Genomic DNA, 14,995 nt, shown 5'->3' on the forward strand with positions numbered 1-14,995 from the left:
TTTGTGCGGGGATGTCGCTGCCGTCGGCATTATGCCGACGCGCGCTTGATCAAAGCGTCGAACATCCTGTCGCTGAGCCAGCGGCGCATGAACAGGATCGGCTTGGCGCCAAAACCGACTGCATAGCGCGTCCGAGGCTTGGTCGCTGTCGCAGCCTGAACGATGGCTTTTGCAATCACCGAAGGCGGCGATAGCCGGTTGCCCTGATACGTCTTGAGCATGCCGTCGGCGGTCTTATTGGCATCGCTGGCGTAGGCGCCGCTGCCAGATGTCTCGCGCAAATGATTGGCGGCAATAATGCCCCAGTCGGTCTTAATGCCACCGGGCTCGATCACGATGACATCGATACCAAAACGCTGGACTTCGAGGCGCAGGCAATCCGAAAGGCCCTCGACCGCAAATTTCGTTGCGTGGTACCAGCCGCCGAACGGCGTATGGATTTTACCGCCTATCGACGAGATACTAATGATCCGACCAAAGTTGTGGGCACGCATCAGTGGAAGCACTGCTTGCGTCAGGCGTGCGAGGCCGAACACATTAACCTCGAACTGGGACCTTGCTTCGCTAAGCGGCACGTTCTCGATGGCTCCGTAGGAGCCGTAGCCGGCGTTGTTGATCAGAACGTCGATCCGGCCTTCCCGATCTGCTATCGTTTTGACGCAATCCAGAATCGATTTTTCGTCGGTTACATCGAGCGAAATGATGTGAATGCCGTCATTTTCCAGCTCTCGCATCCGGTCAACACGCCGTGCCGCGCCGTAGACGGTGAACCCGGACGACCTCAGGCTACGCGCAGCTTCCATGCCAATGCCAGATGAAGCACCTGTAACGAGCGCAACTTTCAACTTTGACGACATTACCAGTTGCTCCTGATTGGAGAGGGATGCACTACCACTTGACGCCGAAGCGACGATGTAATCGACTGTTTACAAGTCTCCAAACAACAAGTCAACGGGTGTTTACTTGAGCAGCAAATCCAAGCGCCCTCGCGATGCCTCAGCCACGCGCGAGGCTATACTGGCGGCCGCACAGCGTGTGTTCACCGAAAAAGGATTCGACGGCGCGGGTCTGCGCGAAATCGCCACCGAAGCAGGTGTCAACGCCGCGCTCGTCAACCGCTACTTTACATCGAAAGAGGGTTTGTTTGCCGAGGCGGTGATACCCTACATGAATCTCGACAGCCTGCTCGAGGGAGATTGCGCGACGTTCGGCAAGCGTGCCGCGACATACTTTTGTACGAAAAGCTATGACGGGCAGCACTTCGATCCGACGCTCGCTTTTTTGCGTTCGATGGGAAGCCCGGACGTCGCGCCTTTATTACGCGTCGCAGCCGATACGGCCGTCATCGCGAAGATCGCGCGTTGGTTGGGAGGGCGCAACTCGAAGCAGCGTGCTGCGCTCATTGCCGCTCAGCTTATCGGTCTCGATCTGATGCGGCGCGTGCTTCAAACTGAGGCCCTAAGTCAAGCACACCAGGCCAAGGCGATCCTTTACGCGACGAACTCACTGCAGGCGTTGGTCGACGACGAAATCTGAATAATTCCGGATCGAATGGCCGTGATGATGCGGACCTGAAGTAGATAACAAAACTTATCCGCGCTCTCGAAACCTCCCGCATACTTCCTCGCATCTTCTCACGAAGGACAAAGGGCATGAGCTCGTGCCGCGAGACGTGAGTGGGGAGGGCTTTGATGCGCACATTCTTCGTTGCATGATGAGACTTGTGGAGATTGTCGACGCTTCGCTGCAGTCGCCAAAAGCTGAAGCTAACGTGGTCAGCGCGGTGTCGCGATTTATATGACGTGCTCGCCTTAGTCACAAAATTGTATGACGCTCTCATAGGAATTTCGAACGCGTCACGCGGTCGGTTACTCACAGATTTGTATGGTTGAAAGCGGCCGCTAAGCCGAGCAACGTGAATCATACAAAGCTGTAACCGGCCGAGTGAAATCGAGCTGCGCTTTTCACTTCGCGCATAAGAGAAAACTAACCGCGGCGAAATATGTTGAGTCTGTTCCTGCCAAGCGAATGTTTGAAGCGTGCTTTGCCGGGCGGTGCTCAATCTCGCGACAACATATTTTCGAGGAAGCAAAAATCGTGAACATCACTTCAGTCAACTCAACGGCCGCAAACTCTCTACAAAAAACATCTCCGGCGCAGTCTAAAAATACACGCGCCGCAGACGGCGACTACCTGACGAAGGGGCCAGACCGTTCAAGCGTCAAAGACGCTGACGGAGATTATAAGCCGTCCACTACTGCTAGTCGTGCGTCTAGCTCTGTGCAGCAGGCGTTGACCGATCTCGCAACGCGCGGCTGATTCAGCGTTTAATCTGAAATAAGAAGAAGCAGCCGACGTATGTTCAAGACGGCTGCTTCGCCACGCTCGGCTAGGAACTTAGGTCTTTGTCTGGTGTCATCCTCGGCTTTATGCCGAGGATCTATCTTGCTGCTCCGACCGCTGATCGATGGATACTCGGGACAAGCCCGAGGATGACATTCCGTCGTTCAGATCATTGGAGGGCGGCGATGGGAGCCGGTCGAGCGGACACGCGATGCCTTTCTTTGTGCAGCGGCGACGATAGGCGCGTTCCCAATTGGTCTTGAGACCGATCTCGATCTGTCTCAGGCGCAAAGCTTCTATGAACGCGAGCTTCGCCTTTCGACCGTCGAGACGCTTGAATTTCTTTCTCTGCTTCTTGGTCATGCCGCAGCCGATGCAATGTCCGGCGTGCTTGAATTTGCAAACATCGATGCAGGGAGAGAGAGCTTTCATATCGGTCGACGTTGGATCGCTTTCGGCGGCATCGCGCGCCGCCCAGAATTAAGGCGCGGGGAAACTATCATGACATGTAGTTTTTGTTCGGCGACTTTCAAACCTATCCTCTTGTGCGCGAGAAAGAGCCTGCCGCTGCTGTAGTGGTCGCGTCGGATAAATTCCTTCAGCATCTCGCATGTTTTTGGCTAGGCTGGATCCCGGCCTGCGCCGGGATGGCGGATTAGAGAGTGCGGTTTTAACGGCGATAGAAATCGCTGCCGCGCGGAGAAATCGGTAAGCCGCGGGTCTCTGCCTGCGCGCGACAAGCACACAACCTACCTAAACTTCCATCCTCTCCACCCACTTCGCACGGCCGGGCCAGGGCGGGAAGGGATCACCGAAGTATTGCGTCTCGCGGAAGACTTTTCCGTCTCTGAATTCCATGATGCTGACGACGTAGGACGGCTTGCCGCCATAGCTGATGACGTACTCGGTCGTCCAAAGATCGCCGTGCCCGATCACACGCCGTATGGTGAAGTGCTTGTTGGGCAGCAGTCCGCGTGTCGTGCGGATGGCGAGGCGCCCTCGGATTCGCTCGCCGGACTGTGGGTATTCCAGCACGACGTCATCGTGATAGATCTCGTCCTCGGCGTCGTCATCACCAGCCTCGGACGCGGCCCAGTGCCGGTCGAGCGCAGTTCGGATTTCTGGATCGCCCATTTCGCTCTCCTGATTGTTCGGTAGTTTCAGCCTTTAACCTCACTCTACATCTCCGCAAAAAATTTATCCCCGTTCTCGAAACCTCCCGCATACTCCCTCGCATCTTCTCACGAAGGACAAAGGGCATGAGCTCGTGCCGCGAGACGTGAGTGGGAAGAGCATGCGGGGTCGCGCGGAGAAATCGGTAAGCCGCGGGTTCTCTGTCTGCCGCGCGACAAGCACGATCGGGTGCTCGGCGCGGTGAAACGCTTCTTGCATAAAAGGATGCGGGGCGGATGGCGGGTTCGACGACTCAGGGATCGCTCAGGAGCGATCCGCACTCATACGAGAGGCTCCGGACATATGGGCCGGGGACGAGGCGGAGAGTTGGCATGCGCGGGGCGGCAATGGTCCGCATCCCTAATACAAAAATCAAATGAGCGAGGCCGTGCCGTCCCGCCTCTTTGTTGATTGGCGCAACCGACTCCACTTCGTGGAGCCGGCCGGTTGCGCTTTGTTTGATCGTCCACGGCGACTCCGCTGCGCGGAGCCGGCCGCCGTGGACGTTTGCTGTTTCGTCGTTCCAGGTTGGCCTCCGCATCTGCTTTACAGAACCGGCCGGAGGCGCTTTTGAGTTTGCGATCGGCGACTCGCGTTCCGCGAGTCGGCCGCCGATCGCGTTGGACAAAAATTTCGGACGCGATGCGCAAGGCATCACGTCCGGATGGTGAAGTTCTTAATCCGAACTGGTCGCAGATTAACGTCTTACGCAGACCATGCGGCCGTTGGGCATACGAACGGCGCGATAGCCCGTGTGTCTGACACACCATCCCTGGTTTTGGCCGCCCCAGATGCAGCGGCCGGTGACGCTGCTGCGATGGCGGTTCGGGCCGCAGCCACCAAGGGCAGCAGCGGGCGTGGCGGCATATGACAGATCGATGGCGATAAGTGCAGCAAGACCGAGTAGAGGCGCGAAAAGCTTCATCATGGCAAAGTCTCCGTTGGGACGTGCGATATTGATTATTTTGCGCACGTCATCGCCAGTTTCCCGCCGTTATCCTGAACTCGGGATTAATGCCGTTCAGTCGAATTGAGGCGAGTTGAGACGGGAATGTCCGCCAACGATGCAGCCAGAGAAACGGATCTACTTGTTCCCCTGCACGAGAACATCAAGCTGAGGGCGGTCGGTTCCGTTCTTGGGTTCGACGGAATACATGTAATCGCCCCACCAGGGGCCAGCCGCCCAATACGTCCATCCGATCCAGACGTCCCGGTTGTCGGACATATACTTGATCAGCGCGGCGCCCTCGCGAAGAGCAGGTTCGGCGGACGAAAAACCGAATTCGCCAAGAAAGCCGTGCGCGTGATTCTGACGGGCCCATTCGGTGAAGGCCTTGAGCCGTTCGCTTCCCGATCCGGGGACGGCGTCCGGCGACGTGCCGGAACTGTTGGAGTCGAGATATTGATGAACGTCATAGGCGAAGTTGTTCTCCGGATCGACGACTCCGGTCATGACGCGCGCGTTAGGGGTCGTGGTCCACGAATGCGCGCCGGTCCAGTAGGAGCCCGGCACCAGCAGCAGTTGCTTGGCGCCGGCTTGGCGGATGGCGGCAATCGCGGTGTTCGCGGCCGGAAGCCACTCCTCCGCCGTCTGCTCGTGCGGCTCGTTCATGAGATTGAAAATGACGTTGGGCTTGTCTTTGAGCCGCTTCGCCGTCTCAGCCCATGCCGCAACGAACTCCTGCGTTGCGGCCGCGTCGCGTCCGATGAGGCCGGATTGCGTTCGGCCGAACTGATGAAAGTCGACGATGATCACTGCGTCGACGCTGGCGGCCTTGTCGATCAACGCGACGAATTGCTTCCAGTCTGCCGTCGGCGTCGGGTCCGGAACGCCGCCTTCGAATTGGAACAGTCTCTGCATCAACACCGGCAGGCGGAAATAGCGAAAGCCCTTGGCGCGGAAGTATTCGATCTCTTTGATCGTCGGGAAAACGTAGTCGAAATTGATCCGGCTCTTCTTTGCGTTGAGTTCGGCGCCCGACAGATTGACGCCAGTCATCCACGCCGCTTTGCTGTCCGCAATTGCAGGCGAGGCCGAGAGGCAGGCGATCACGACCAGCGCGGTGCGCCAGACTTTTTGAATCTGAAATTTCATAAGACGGTATCTCTCGCGACAGGAAAAAGCCGAATGGACTTCAGCGCCATGGCCGGCTTCTCGATGAAGTGCCATGACAGCGACGCCGGCACGAGGGTGAGCAGAAACGCGACGAGCGCTTGCGCCAGCGGATGCCAGCCAGGAAGGAGCTGGATGGTGATTTGCTGGATGGGATAGGCGTAAATGTAAATTCCGTACGAATAGTCCGGAAGCACATCCAGCCTTGTCAGCACGCGTGCCGGGCGGAAGGCAACCCACAATGTGAGCAGCGAAATCGCAGCGGCCGCAAAGATCGTGTTTGTCGGCGTGTGCGCCAAAGCTGCCGCAAGCGCCATTGCGACTGCCACCCAAGGCAGTTTGGGCCCGCTTCGTTTGGTGGCCTGAAACCACCCGCCGATTGCAAACGGAATGAACAGGGTGAGGAAATTGGTCGCCTGCACCGGGATCGTGTGACCGAGCGCGGTTGGCACTCCGTAGCCAAGAGCACACGCGAAGCCGGTGGATATGATCGCTCCCGCGAAAATTATGCCGGTTCGATAAGATAGAACGAAGAGCATGAAAACGAGGAAGTAGCTCGCAACCTCATATCGCAGCGTCCACAGCGAACCGTTTGCATATGTGACGGCGTGATTCTGGAATGCTCCGGGAAGCGAATATTCAGTCGAGAGCAATGTGCCCGAACCGAAGATGTAGCGAAGCGTCTGTCGGTCAGTGATGAATTGGCTGAAACTCAGCGTGGAGAACGCGGAGATGACGAGCGCCGTCACCAGCGTGCAGATAATCAGACCCGGAAAGATCCGCAAAAAACGTGCTTGCCAGAATTCTAGTGCGGACCGCCGTTGCGCAGACGCGCTGATCAGATAGCCGCTTATCGTGAAGAACATCACGACTGCAGACCATCCGAGGTCCAGGCCTGTGAGGTGCGTGTAGACGCCCTGAAGATCACGCAGCCCATATGAGTGAGCCAGGATGACGGATGTTGCGGCGAGCCAGCGCAACGCTTGAAAGTTGTTTGCGTGGCGAACGGGACGCGATGTCGAGGGTGCGTCCCCTCTCGCATCAGATTGCTCGTTGGGAAGGGCTTTTTTCAAATCCGAAACAACCCCCGCTGTTAAATTGCTCGCAGAGCAGCCGCACGAAATTTGCAGCTCGATGTCTAATGAGCCATCGCGCGTTCAAGAGCCGGCGTTTCGCGCGGCGTGCGCATCGCATTCGGATTAGACAGGCATTAGACAGCGATGCGAATGCGGCGATTCATCTCCCGTGCGTGTGGGGGTGCATGTGATCGCTGCATTCGTTTCGATGTGAAACAAGTTTTGATAAAACGCGGCAAAGTCTCACGTCGAACAGAAGAGAGGAAATGTGATGCTTTGCTCGCATTGCTCTCTCTGAGCTGTTCCAAGTTGGTCAGGGTTTTGCGATTGGTTGCGGGAAGTCGAGCACCTCCTCGGTGTAGGTTTCGACAACTTGGCTGATCGGTCGGCCATCGGGAAGCGTCAGTACGGCCACGTGCTGAAGCACATGGTGTGGAACAACGAGCGGAACTCCGTCGTGCGGCTTCGTTAGGGTGCCGGCTATCTCCCAATTGTGCGGCAAGGGTGACCAGAGAAGCTTCGCGGAGAGTGTGTGCCGTCGAAACTTGAGCGACTGTGCAGCGCGACCGAATGCGATGTCGCTCGTCTCGAGCATATGATTGATCTCCGGAGTAAGGCGGCTTGGCACGTACCAGTTGTCCGCTTCGGAAAGCACATGGCCTCCGCAACTCAGGCGGACTTGGCGATATCGGATCGGCTCTGATGGACTGATGCCAAGGATTTGGCGTTGTTCGGCGGAGAGGGGTTTGTCGGCGCCATGGACGAACTCGGCGATAATACGCGCCGGGGGTGATGCAAGCCTGTGATCTTCGCACCAACGGTCCAGAGTGAGCGTGGCGCTATCGTGGCTCAGAAGTTCGGAATTGAGTGTTTCGAGCAACGCCAAAGCCTCGAGGCGTGTGGTTACCCCGTCCGTCCAGACGAAGTTCTTGCTGTCGTCGGCGATGGCGATATGAGAGGACAAAAGAGTAGTGACGGTGAAGAATGATGAGAGGGCAACGGAACGTATTTGGGGTTTCATCAATCTTTCCTCGTTGGAGCCATAGGTCCTAGTCTTGGATGGGCAAACGCACCGAGACTGTCGGAAGTCCTGCCAACTTCGGTGGATGCGCCACGTTTGTTACTAGGGCTCGGCCAAAGCGGCGAGCGCAGGATTGCCGCGCAATGTCGTCAGATCCTTGCAAAGGCCCTAATAGAGTATGAAAATGCGCGCTTTCGCGTTGTGAGAGGCCTGCAATGCGCCGATGGGTTTTATTGATCGTTTTTCTGTGTTTGTCCGCGGGAGCTTTCGCCTTGGCGCAAGTTTTCCATTTCCGGCTGCCTGTTGACGAGGTTTTCGAGGCTCACAAACCGGCTCCCGAGGCGGCGGCACCTGCTTCGGTCGCCAATGCTCCGGCGGCTGGATCAAAGGCCGAGGCCGATACCGGCTCGTCAGCTTCGCGGCAGGCTGGCAACGAATCGGACAGAAAAGAGAAGAGCAGCGAAGGATCGACCGGCGACGGCGTGAAGCTCGATCTTGCCGAGGTCTCGACGTCGGGTGCGACTTCGGTTTTTGCGGGGCGTGCCGCTCCGGGTAGCTCCGTCACGGTGTTTGAAGGCGATGTCGCGGTGGCGACAGCCAAGGCGAATGACAATGGCGACTGGTCGCTTGCAACGGATCACAAGTTTGCTGGCCCCGATCCGAAGTTCAGCTTGCGGAGCGGCACATTCAAGATCGCAAGCGAAACGTCGGCCGAGGATAACAGCTCTCACGCCAAACCGGCGGCGGCGCTGCCCTCTCAGACAGCGGTGAGCGATGCAGCTCAGCGTGGGACGTCACCGTCGGTCGCTCTGCTGAAGAATTTCGAGAACGTCGTCGCATCGGCGCGCGAGGAGGCTGCAGCGCAGGCGCAGACTGGAAGCGCGGTGACGGCAACGGCGACCGCGCCTCCTCCGGCATCGCAGAACAGCGGCGCCGTGCCGGAGGTTCAAGCATTGGTGTCGACGCCGCCCGAGGTTGCAAGTTCCGAGCATCCTCAGTCGGCGACGATACCCGTTCCGATGACCTTCATTTTCGACGAAGCGACGCTGACGTCCGACGGCGAGAAGACGGCAAAACTTCTGCTCGATTATGTGCAGCTGAAGAAGTTCAAATCCATTTCGCTCACTGGTCACGCGGATGAGCGCGGGACGGCCGAATACAACATGGATCTGTCACGCAAGCGGCTCGATACGGTCGCTGCGTTCTTGCGCAACGGCGGCTACGACGGGGAGCTGAAACTGATCCCAGAGGGCGCGACGCAACCATTCACGGGCATCGACCGCTCGAAGTTTTCGCGCGATGACCTGATGCAGCTCGACCGGCGGGTCGAATTGCGCAACGCCATGTGAGTACGAGAGTAGGAAGTGAAATTTGCAGGGCGGCCGGCGACGCGCAGCGCCGGCCGCTGATTTGCAGTCGTTACGGCGAGACCATGTTGAGATCGCCGACATCAACCTTGGTGCTGCCGGCCTGAGCCGTGAATGTGAAGGTGTCCGGCGAAATCTTCGGAGCGGCGTTCCAGTGGAACACGTTCGTTTGCGCCGGGCCGTCGACACTGTGATAGACGAGCTTGCAGAAGAGCGGCTTGTCGCCTTGCTCCATCCAGACCTGCCAGGTGTCGTCTCCGGATGCTCCGGTGACCGTAAACTTGTCGCAAGACTTGCCGTCGACGGACTCGTTGCCGGCGGCCTTGATCGTCGTGCCGTCGTTGCCGCTGACCGCGTCATGCACGACGCCCATGAAATTCAGGACTTGAGAGTCGATGCCGAGCTCGCCGGCGAAGAAGCCGAACGCCGCTGAAAGCGAGCCCGGAGCGGCGTTCTGCGAATATTTCTTCTGTTGGGGATCGTAGATCGTCAGCACGGTGCCGTCTGAAATGACGACGTAGGTGTTGGCGTTGAGCGAGATGTCGGCGCGCAATGCGGTCGGCTGACGAAGGATAAAATGGCCAGTGCCGTGATAAAGCTCGTTGCCGTCTGAGGTGGCGTTGAATTTCGTCTCGAAATCCATGGGATTGTTTTGCAGGTAATCGTCAAGCTTTTTGAACGCTGCCTGCGCAGCGTCGCTCGTTTGTCCCTCTGCAACGCCGGTGGCGGCGAGCATCAACGCTAGAAATGGGTAGGCAAAAAATCGAAACGACATCTGCGTGTCTCCAAGGTTGCGCGTCTGATTTCCCCCGTCGCCTGTCAGTTTAGAATGCGGCGATGATCTCCCCATGGGTGGTCTCATCCCAGCGTTAATTTTGGGTGCCAATTTTCCGTGTTCGTCAATTCAATTGTCGAAAGTAAATGCCGTTTCTGCGGAAATATTTAAAAAGGGCAATTCAACCGGGGGGATATTGATCGTCGCCGACCTGTTCAAGCCAATCGACGGTTTTACCGTCCACTGACTCTTGAATGGCGATGTGCACCATGCTGCTGGTGGCTGTGGCGCCGTGCCAGTGCTTCTCACCTGGCGGGAACCAGACGACGTCGCCGGGATGAATGTCTTCGGGTGGTTCGCCGTCGCGCTGCACCCAGCCGCGACCTGCGGTGACGATAAGTGTCTGTCCCAGCGGATGCGTGTGCCACGCTGTTCGGGCGCCCGGTGAGAACGTGACGATGGCGCATGCAACACGAGCGGGCGCCGTCGCCTGCACAAGCGGTTCGATGTGGACGTCGCCGGTGAAGTACTCTGAGGAACCGCGATTGTTCGGTCGCGAGCCGTTTCGCCGGATGTCCATCGGATCCAATTTCCTCAATGTCGAAGTCGGGGGGCTTAATTGCGCTGTGTCCCTAGGGGGGATGACGTGCGGTGATGATCTAAACGATATTTCATGATTTGTGGAACTCGTGCGAATTGGGAACCGGAATTTTCATTCATATCTATTTTGAATGTCGTCTGTCGCTTGGGCGTTGTCGAACGCCGATGGTCTTCGCATTACGCTGTGGGCTGTCCAATTTGTAAGGCGGCAAGCCGGAACCGAAACTTTCAAGGACGAGTTTTTACGGACATGAAAAAAATTCCGCTTCTCCCCCGCTCGCTTCACTCCGCCATCGTTCTTTCGGCTTTAGCCTTGGGTATCGGTCTGGTCGGCACAACAGCGTCGGTCGTCGCTCATGCCGACGATGACGATCCCGAACTTGCTTTCAACGGACATTGTCGCGAATGTCACGCCTTCGATAAGGGCGACAATCGTATCGGTCCCACACTCTATGGTGTCGTCGGCCGCAAGGCCGGCACCGTTCCAGGTTTTGATTATTCGGAATCTCTCAAAGACTCGGGCATCACTTGGAACGAGCAAAATCTCGACCAGTGGATTGCCAATCCGAATGCGGTCGTTCCCGGCAACAATATGGGCGCAATCTTCAGCGGCTTGCCCGACAAGAAACAACGCGCGCTGATCATTAAGTTTTTGGCGAGCGACACCAAGAAAAAGACGGGCGGCAATTAAGCCGCCCATCTTTTTTCTCGGATTTGTTCGAGAGGATTATTCGACTAGTTGCGCGCGCGGTCCCGGCGGTAGCGCGCGCGATGGCGATAGCAGCGTTTCGCGCCGATCTTGCAGGCGATCTTTGGGCCCGCAGTGTAGCCGATGACGCCGCCTGCCACGAGGCCGACCGGTCCGAAAACGACGGCACCGGCAAGACCGCCAAGTGCGGCGTCCGTTACGCGTTCATGGGCGCTGGCGGCAACCGGCGCGACGATGATGCCGGCGGCAAGGACAAGACATCCTGCAAACGTCTTCATGATCTGCTCCCTCGTTGTCGTCCCCCGCGGACGGTATTGATTCTTAATCTATAGCATCATTTGCGATTCGGGCTTTGATCGCGCGCTACGTAACGAGAATCCGGAACGTGCACAAATGGTTCCGCATGAATGCAGCGATCGACAACGCTCTGTTGCCGATCGCTGACAATGCTTGTGCTCAGCTCTTCACGAACGCGAGCAGATCCGGATTGATGACGTCGGCGTGGGTGGTCAGCATACCGTGCGGAAAGCCCGGATAGACCTTGAGCGTGTTGTTCTTCAGCAGCTTTGCCTGCAGGAGGCTAGCATCGGCGTATGGGACAACCTGATCATCGTCGCCTTGAAGGATGAGTGTGGGGACGGTGATCGCTTTCAGATCTTCAGTCTGATCGGTTTCAGAAAACGCCTTGATGCCTTCATAGTGAGCCTTGGCGCTGCCCATCATGCCCTGGCGCCACCAGTTCTCGATCACGGCTTGCGAGATTTTCGCGCCGCTGCGGTTAAAGCCGTAGAAGGGGCCTGACGCCACATCGAGAAAAAATTGTGCGCGGTTGGCAGCGAGCGCGGAGCGGAATCCATCAAAGACTTCGATCGGCGTTCCGCCGGGGTTGGCGTCCGTTTTGACCATCAGTGGCGGAACGGCACTGACGAGAACAGCTTTGGCGACACGGCCCTGCGGCTCACCGTACTTCGCGACGTAACGGGCAACCTCGCCGCCGCCGGTCGAATGGCCGATATGGACGGCGTTTCTCAGGTCGAGGTGTTCAGTGACGGCTGCAGCGTCGGCAGCATAGTGGTCCATGTCATGACCTTCGCTGACCTGCGACGAGCGGCCGTGGCCGCGGCGGTCGTGAGCGATGACGCGATAGCCTTTCGATAAGAAGAACAGCATCTGCGCGTCCCAGTCATCGGCGGATAGTGGCCAGCCATGATGGAACACGATGGGCTGAGCGTCTTTCGGGCCCCAATCTTTGAAGTAAATGGTTACACCGTCCTTGGTGGCGACTGTCTCTGACATGGCGTGATCCTCTCGCTGGGAAAAGGGAAGGGCGAGCTGAGACCTGGAGGAATTTCGGCATCCCGGCAAGCGGCGGAAGCGACATGAAAGTGCGAATGAGAAAATACGCCGGGAATTCGATGCCGAAACGCGAATTTCCATCGTGCGATCTCATGTCATCGCGTCTTTAACCGAGCGCTCTGCCCCACGATGGCATACGGCTTTCATTTTCCCGGCAGGCGTGTCCATGCGTTCGACACGTCGATACGCGAGAATTTCGATAGAGTTTGATTGGACGCGCGGCGGACTCTGGCAAGTCAGCTTCGCTCGCCTGCGCGAGCGATCTGTGGTTTCGCAAGGCGCTATTTGTTGGCCGTCATGACGGGGGCGCGGCGCATCAGTTCTTCGACGCGGGCGCGCTCTTTCTGGAATTCGGCGAGATCCTTGCCTTCGAGCTTGCGCTCGCGCGGCACCTGGATCGACATCGGATCGACGAAGCGATTGTTGACGAGCACCTCGAAGTGCACGTGGGCGCCGGTCGACAGGCCCGTCGAGCCGACGAAGCCAATGACTTGGCCTTGCCGGACTTTGTCGCCGACATGGAATTTTCCGAACCGGCTCATATGTGCGTAAGCCGTCTGGTAGCCGTTGGCGTGACGGATGCGGATGTAATTGCCGTAGTAGCCTTTGCGTCCTTCCTCTTCGATCGTGCCGTTACCGGCGGCGATGATGGGGGTGCCGATGGCGCAGGCCCAGTCGACACCGGTGTGCATCTTCCGCGTGTTCAGCAGCGGATGGAAACGGATGCCGAAACCGGACGTGAGGCGCACGTCTTCACCTCGGACGGGCTTGCGGATGAGGAATTTTTTCGAGTCGTTGCCGGTGTCGTCGTAGTAATCGACCACGCCATCTGACGAACGGAAGCGATAGAATTTATAGACCGTCCCGCCACTCGACAGCGCCGTATAGAGCAACTCGCCCGGCGGACCGTCAGGCGATTGATCGTCTTTCATGTCGAAAAACATCTCGAGCGTGTCGCCCGGACGGACGCGGCGGCGGAAGTCGGTATCGAAGGCGTTGACGCTCAAGATCTTCTGAATGGTCGCCGGCGGAATATTCTGCATGAGCGCCGCATTGTAGACGGCGGCGTAGAGCGTCGCGCTCTGTGGATCATCGTCGCCGTTGGCCGCGTGCTGGAGTTCTTCGTCGAAGGGCGGTTTCGACGAGCCGACGAATTCGCCGGCGGCGCTGCGGCTGACGGTTACGAGATGATCGTGGCCGTCGGAGAAGACCGAATAGCGCGCCGGTTCCATCTTATTGGGATCGGAGAGCGAAGGAACGAGCGTGATGCGGACTTCCTGACCAGGAACCAATGCATTTTCGGAGAAAATGCTGTGTCCGGCCTCGATCATGCTGTGAACGTCCCATTCGGGCGCGCCAGCCTTGGCGAGAATTTTGGCCAAGGTGTCCTTGGGACCGACAGTGACGACGATGACTTTGCCGCCTTCGAAGTCGTCGGTCGGCTCGTCGGGGGCCTCCGCCGATTTGTAGATGTCGGTCGTGTTCAGGTTGTCCGTCGTCGAGGCTTTCGGCTGCCAGCCGGCGTCGCTGTCTGACGGCGGGCTAGCCCCACCGCCGTCGAGCGGGGCGCCGGAGCCGTCACCAGTGTAGCCGGCGGTGTCGCCTGTCGCGCTACGCTCGACGATATCCTGCACTTCCTGCGTATCGAGCTCTTGGCCGTCTTCTTGCGGCAGGATCCCGCCGAGCAGCTCGACGACTTTCGAAGAGACGTCGGACTTCGATAGTCCGCTGCCGGCGCTTTCGTCGGCGTCGGGCTCGGATGGCTGACTGCTGCCGTAGAGCTTGAAAGGATTGAAGGGCGGGATGCTGTCCCGTTGTTCGGCGGGAACCGGAGCAAGGCGCGCAACGATGCGGGCATAAGGCTTCTGGCGAACGTACTCGCGACTGTCGCGACGGCTCTTGGAGGACTCGTGGATGATGTAGCGGGTCGAGAGGGCCCCGGTCGTCAGCTGCAGGCGGTCCGACTTGGGCATGACCCACTTCAGTCCGTCGGCATTTTTCGGCGTCATGGCGACCTGCGGAACGAGCGCGCCTTCGCCGATGCTTTTCAGGGTCGGCAGCAGCCCGTCGTTCAGATGATCGCTGTCGGAGGAGCCGTAAACTACGATGAGAATGGCAATGGCGCCGATGGCGGCGGCCAAGCACGTGCTCAAGATCCAGCGGAAGCGGCCGCCTGCTCTCGGCTCGGAATTCGTCTCGGCTTCATAGATCTGCTGAAAAAAGCTGCCACCGCGCCCGCCATAGGCGTTTGTCGGGAAGAGAGTGATCTCTTCCTCGGTCACAATAGTAGTGACCTCCTTGGTGGCCGGAGCCTTTTTTCGACTTTGAAGCACGTGCAGCAGCCCCCCACAGCCCTGCAAAGCGATCTCTAACGGCGTTCAAGGCGGCAAAGCTTGCCGCCATTCGGCGTCCGGCGCATCCGAAAACGCGCGTCGCGGCCGAGTTGAACGTCAAAAAGAACG

At 58.2% G+C, this 14,995-nt stretch carries 15 protein-coding genes; 3 read left to right on the forward strand and 12 right to left on the reverse strand.

The window, feature by feature from the left end; translation table 11 throughout:
* Positions 1 to 29: 29 nt before the first annotated feature.
* A complete protein-coding gene (locus HYPMC_RS22750) occupies positions 30 to 857 on the reverse strand; it encodes an oxidoreductase (protein ID WP_013950511.1) in 828 nt (275 codons plus the stop codon).
* Between the two features lie 106 nt (positions 858 to 963).
* Between HYPMC_RS22750 and HYPMC_RS22755 the strand changes: the two genes are divergently transcribed.
* On the forward strand, positions 964 to 1,536 hold the full coding sequence (locus HYPMC_RS22755; RefSeq protein WP_013950512.1) for a TetR/AcrR family transcriptional regulator: 573 nt from the start codon (positions 964 to 966) through the stop codon (positions 1,534 to 1,536).
* Between the two features lie 891 nt (positions 1,537 to 2,427).
* On the opposite strand, the gene HYPMC_RS22760 is transcribed toward HYPMC_RS22755, so the two are convergent.
* From HYPMC_RS22760 to HYPMC_RS22790, 6 genes are all read right to left on the reverse strand, one after another.
* Positions 2,428 to 2,706 (reverse strand): DUF1289 domain-containing protein, encoded by a 279-nt coding sequence (locus tag HYPMC_RS22760; protein ID WP_244420943.1) that lies wholly within the window; start codon positions 2,704 to 2,706, stop codon positions 2,428 to 2,430.
* 390 nt (positions 2,707 to 3,096) lie between these two features.
* Positions 3,097 to 3,477, reverse strand: coding sequence for a nuclear transport factor 2 family protein (locus HYPMC_RS22765; protein ID WP_013950516.1), 381 nt, complete (start codon positions 3,475 to 3,477; stop codon positions 3,097 to 3,099).
* 736 nt (positions 3,478 to 4,213) lie between these two features.
* On the reverse strand, positions 4,214 to 4,444 hold the full coding sequence (locus HYPMC_RS22775) for a hypothetical protein (RefSeq protein WP_013950518.1): 231 nt from the start codon (positions 4,442 to 4,444) through the stop codon (positions 4,214 to 4,216).
* A 156-nt stretch (positions 4,445 to 4,600) separates the two neighbouring features.
* The gene (locus HYPMC_RS22780) at positions 4,601 to 5,611 is read right to left on the reverse strand and encodes a glycoside hydrolase family 5 protein (protein ID WP_013950519.1); all 1,011 of its coding nucleotides are present in this window, start codon (positions 5,609 to 5,611) and stop codon (positions 4,601 to 4,603) included.
* Positions 5,608 to 6,702 carry an acyltransferase gene (locus HYPMC_RS22785; RefSeq protein ID WP_013950520.1) on the reverse strand — a complete coding sequence of 365 codons (1,095 nt, stop codon included), beginning with the start codon at positions 6,700 to 6,702 and terminating at the stop codon, positions 5,608 to 5,610. Before HYPMC_RS22785 ends, HYPMC_RS22780 begins: the two co-directional genes overlap by 4 nt.
* Positions 6,703 to 7,018: 316 nt before the next feature.
* Positions 7,019 to 7,726 carry a hypothetical protein gene (locus tag HYPMC_RS22790; protein ID WP_013950521.1) on the reverse strand — a complete coding sequence of 236 codons (708 nt, stop codon included), beginning with the start codon at positions 7,724 to 7,726 and terminating at the stop codon, positions 7,019 to 7,021.
* A gap of 272 nt (positions 7,727 to 7,998) precedes the next feature.
* Between HYPMC_RS22790 and HYPMC_RS22795 the strand changes: the two genes are divergently transcribed.
* Complete coding sequence (locus HYPMC_RS22795; RefSeq protein ID WP_157135485.1) at positions 7,999 to 9,075, forward strand: OmpA family protein; 1,077 nt, start codon at positions 7,999 to 8,001, stop codon at positions 9,073 to 9,075.
* Between the two features lie 70 nt (positions 9,076 to 9,145).
* Here HYPMC_RS22795 and HYPMC_RS22800 read toward each other — a convergent pair whose 3' ends face one another.
* Entirely contained in the window at positions 9,146 to 9,868 is a 723-nt protein-coding gene (locus HYPMC_RS22800; RefSeq protein ID WP_157135486.1) for a DUF2092 domain-containing protein, read from the reverse strand.
* A gap of 181 nt (positions 9,869 to 10,049) precedes the next feature.
* Positions 10,050 to 10,448, reverse strand: coding sequence for a cupin domain-containing protein (locus HYPMC_RS22805; protein ID WP_013950524.1), 399 nt, complete (start codon positions 10,446 to 10,448; stop codon positions 10,050 to 10,052).
* Positions 10,449 to 10,718: 270 nt separating this feature from the next.
* Between HYPMC_RS22805 and HYPMC_RS22810 the strand changes: the two genes are divergently transcribed.
* Positions 10,719 to 11,159, forward strand: coding sequence for a cytochrome c family protein (locus HYPMC_RS22810; protein ID WP_013950525.1), 441 nt, complete (start codon positions 10,719 to 10,721; stop codon positions 11,157 to 11,159).
* Positions 11,160 to 11,203: 44 nt separating this feature from the next.
* Here the strand turns inward: HYPMC_RS22810 and HYPMC_RS22815 are convergent, their stop codons facing one another.
* The 3 genes from HYPMC_RS22815 to HYPMC_RS22825 all read right to left on the reverse strand — a co-directional run bounded on the left by HYPMC_RS22815 (position 11,204) and on the right by HYPMC_RS22825 (position 14,815).
* Positions 11,204 to 11,455 (reverse strand): hypothetical protein, encoded by a 252-nt coding sequence (locus tag HYPMC_RS22815; RefSeq protein WP_013950526.1) that lies wholly within the window; start codon positions 11,453 to 11,455, stop codon positions 11,204 to 11,206.
* Between the two features lie 178 nt (positions 11,456 to 11,633).
* On the reverse strand, positions 11,634 to 12,473 hold the full coding sequence (locus HYPMC_RS22820) for an alpha/beta fold hydrolase (RefSeq protein ID WP_013950527.1): 840 nt from the start codon (positions 12,471 to 12,473) through the stop codon (positions 11,634 to 11,636).
* A 341-nt stretch (positions 12,474 to 12,814) separates the two neighbouring features.
* Positions 12,815 to 14,815 carry a M23 family metallopeptidase gene (locus HYPMC_RS22825; RefSeq protein ID WP_013950528.1) on the reverse strand — a complete coding sequence of 667 codons (2,001 nt, stop codon included), beginning with the start codon at positions 14,813 to 14,815 and terminating at the stop codon, positions 12,815 to 12,817.
* Positions 14,816 to 14,995: the final 180 nt, after the last annotated feature.

The sequence above is a fragment of the Hyphomicrobium sp. MC1 genome (assembly GCF_000253295.1).
Lineage (GTDB): Bacteria > Pseudomonadota > Alphaproteobacteria > Rhizobiales > Hyphomicrobiaceae > Hyphomicrobium_B.

Excerpts from the sequence above, each read along its gene's own strand:
- HYPMC_RS22810 (WP_013950525.1), top strand. The coding sequence starts at position 10,719 with ATGAAAAAAATTCCGCTTCTCCCCCGCTCGCTTCACTCCGCCATCGTT.
- HYPMC_RS22815 (WP_013950526.1), bottom strand. The coding sequence starts at position 11,455 with ATGAAGACGTTTGCAGGATGTCTTGTCCTTGCCGCCGGCATCATCGTC.
- HYPMC_RS22760 (WP_244420943.1), bottom strand. The coding sequence starts at position 2,706 with ATGACCAAGAAGCAGAGAAAGAAATTCAAGCGTCTCGACGGTCGAAAG.
- HYPMC_RS22790 (WP_013950521.1), bottom strand. The coding sequence starts at position 7,726 with ATGAAACCCCAAATACGTTCCGTTGCCCTCTCATCATTCTTCACCGTC.
- HYPMC_RS22805 (WP_013950524.1), bottom strand. The coding sequence starts at position 10,448 with ATGGACATCCGGCGAAACGGCTCGCGACCGAACAATCGCGGTTCCTCA.
- HYPMC_RS22750 (WP_013950511.1), bottom strand. The coding sequence starts at position 857 with ATGTCGTCAAAGTTGAAAGTTGCGCTCGTTACAGGTGCTTCATCTGGC.
- HYPMC_RS22780 (WP_013950519.1), bottom strand. The coding sequence starts at position 5,611 with ATGAAATTTCAGATTCAAAAAGTCTGGCGCACCGCGCTGGTCGTGATC.
- HYPMC_RS22820 (WP_013950527.1), bottom strand. The coding sequence starts at position 12,473 with ATGTCAGAGACAGTCGCCACCAAGGACGGTGTAACCATTTACTTCAAA.
- HYPMC_RS22765 (WP_013950516.1), bottom strand. The coding sequence starts at position 3,477 with ATGGGCGATCCAGAAATCCGAACTGCGCTCGACCGGCACTGGGCCGCG.
- HYPMC_RS22800 (WP_157135486.1), bottom strand. The coding sequence starts at position 9,868 with ATGTCGTTTCGATTTTTTGCCTACCCATTTCTAGCGTTGATGCTCGCC.
- HYPMC_RS22775 (WP_013950518.1), bottom strand. The coding sequence starts at position 4,444 with ATGATGAAGCTTTTCGCGCCTCTACTCGGTCTTGCTGCACTTATCGCC.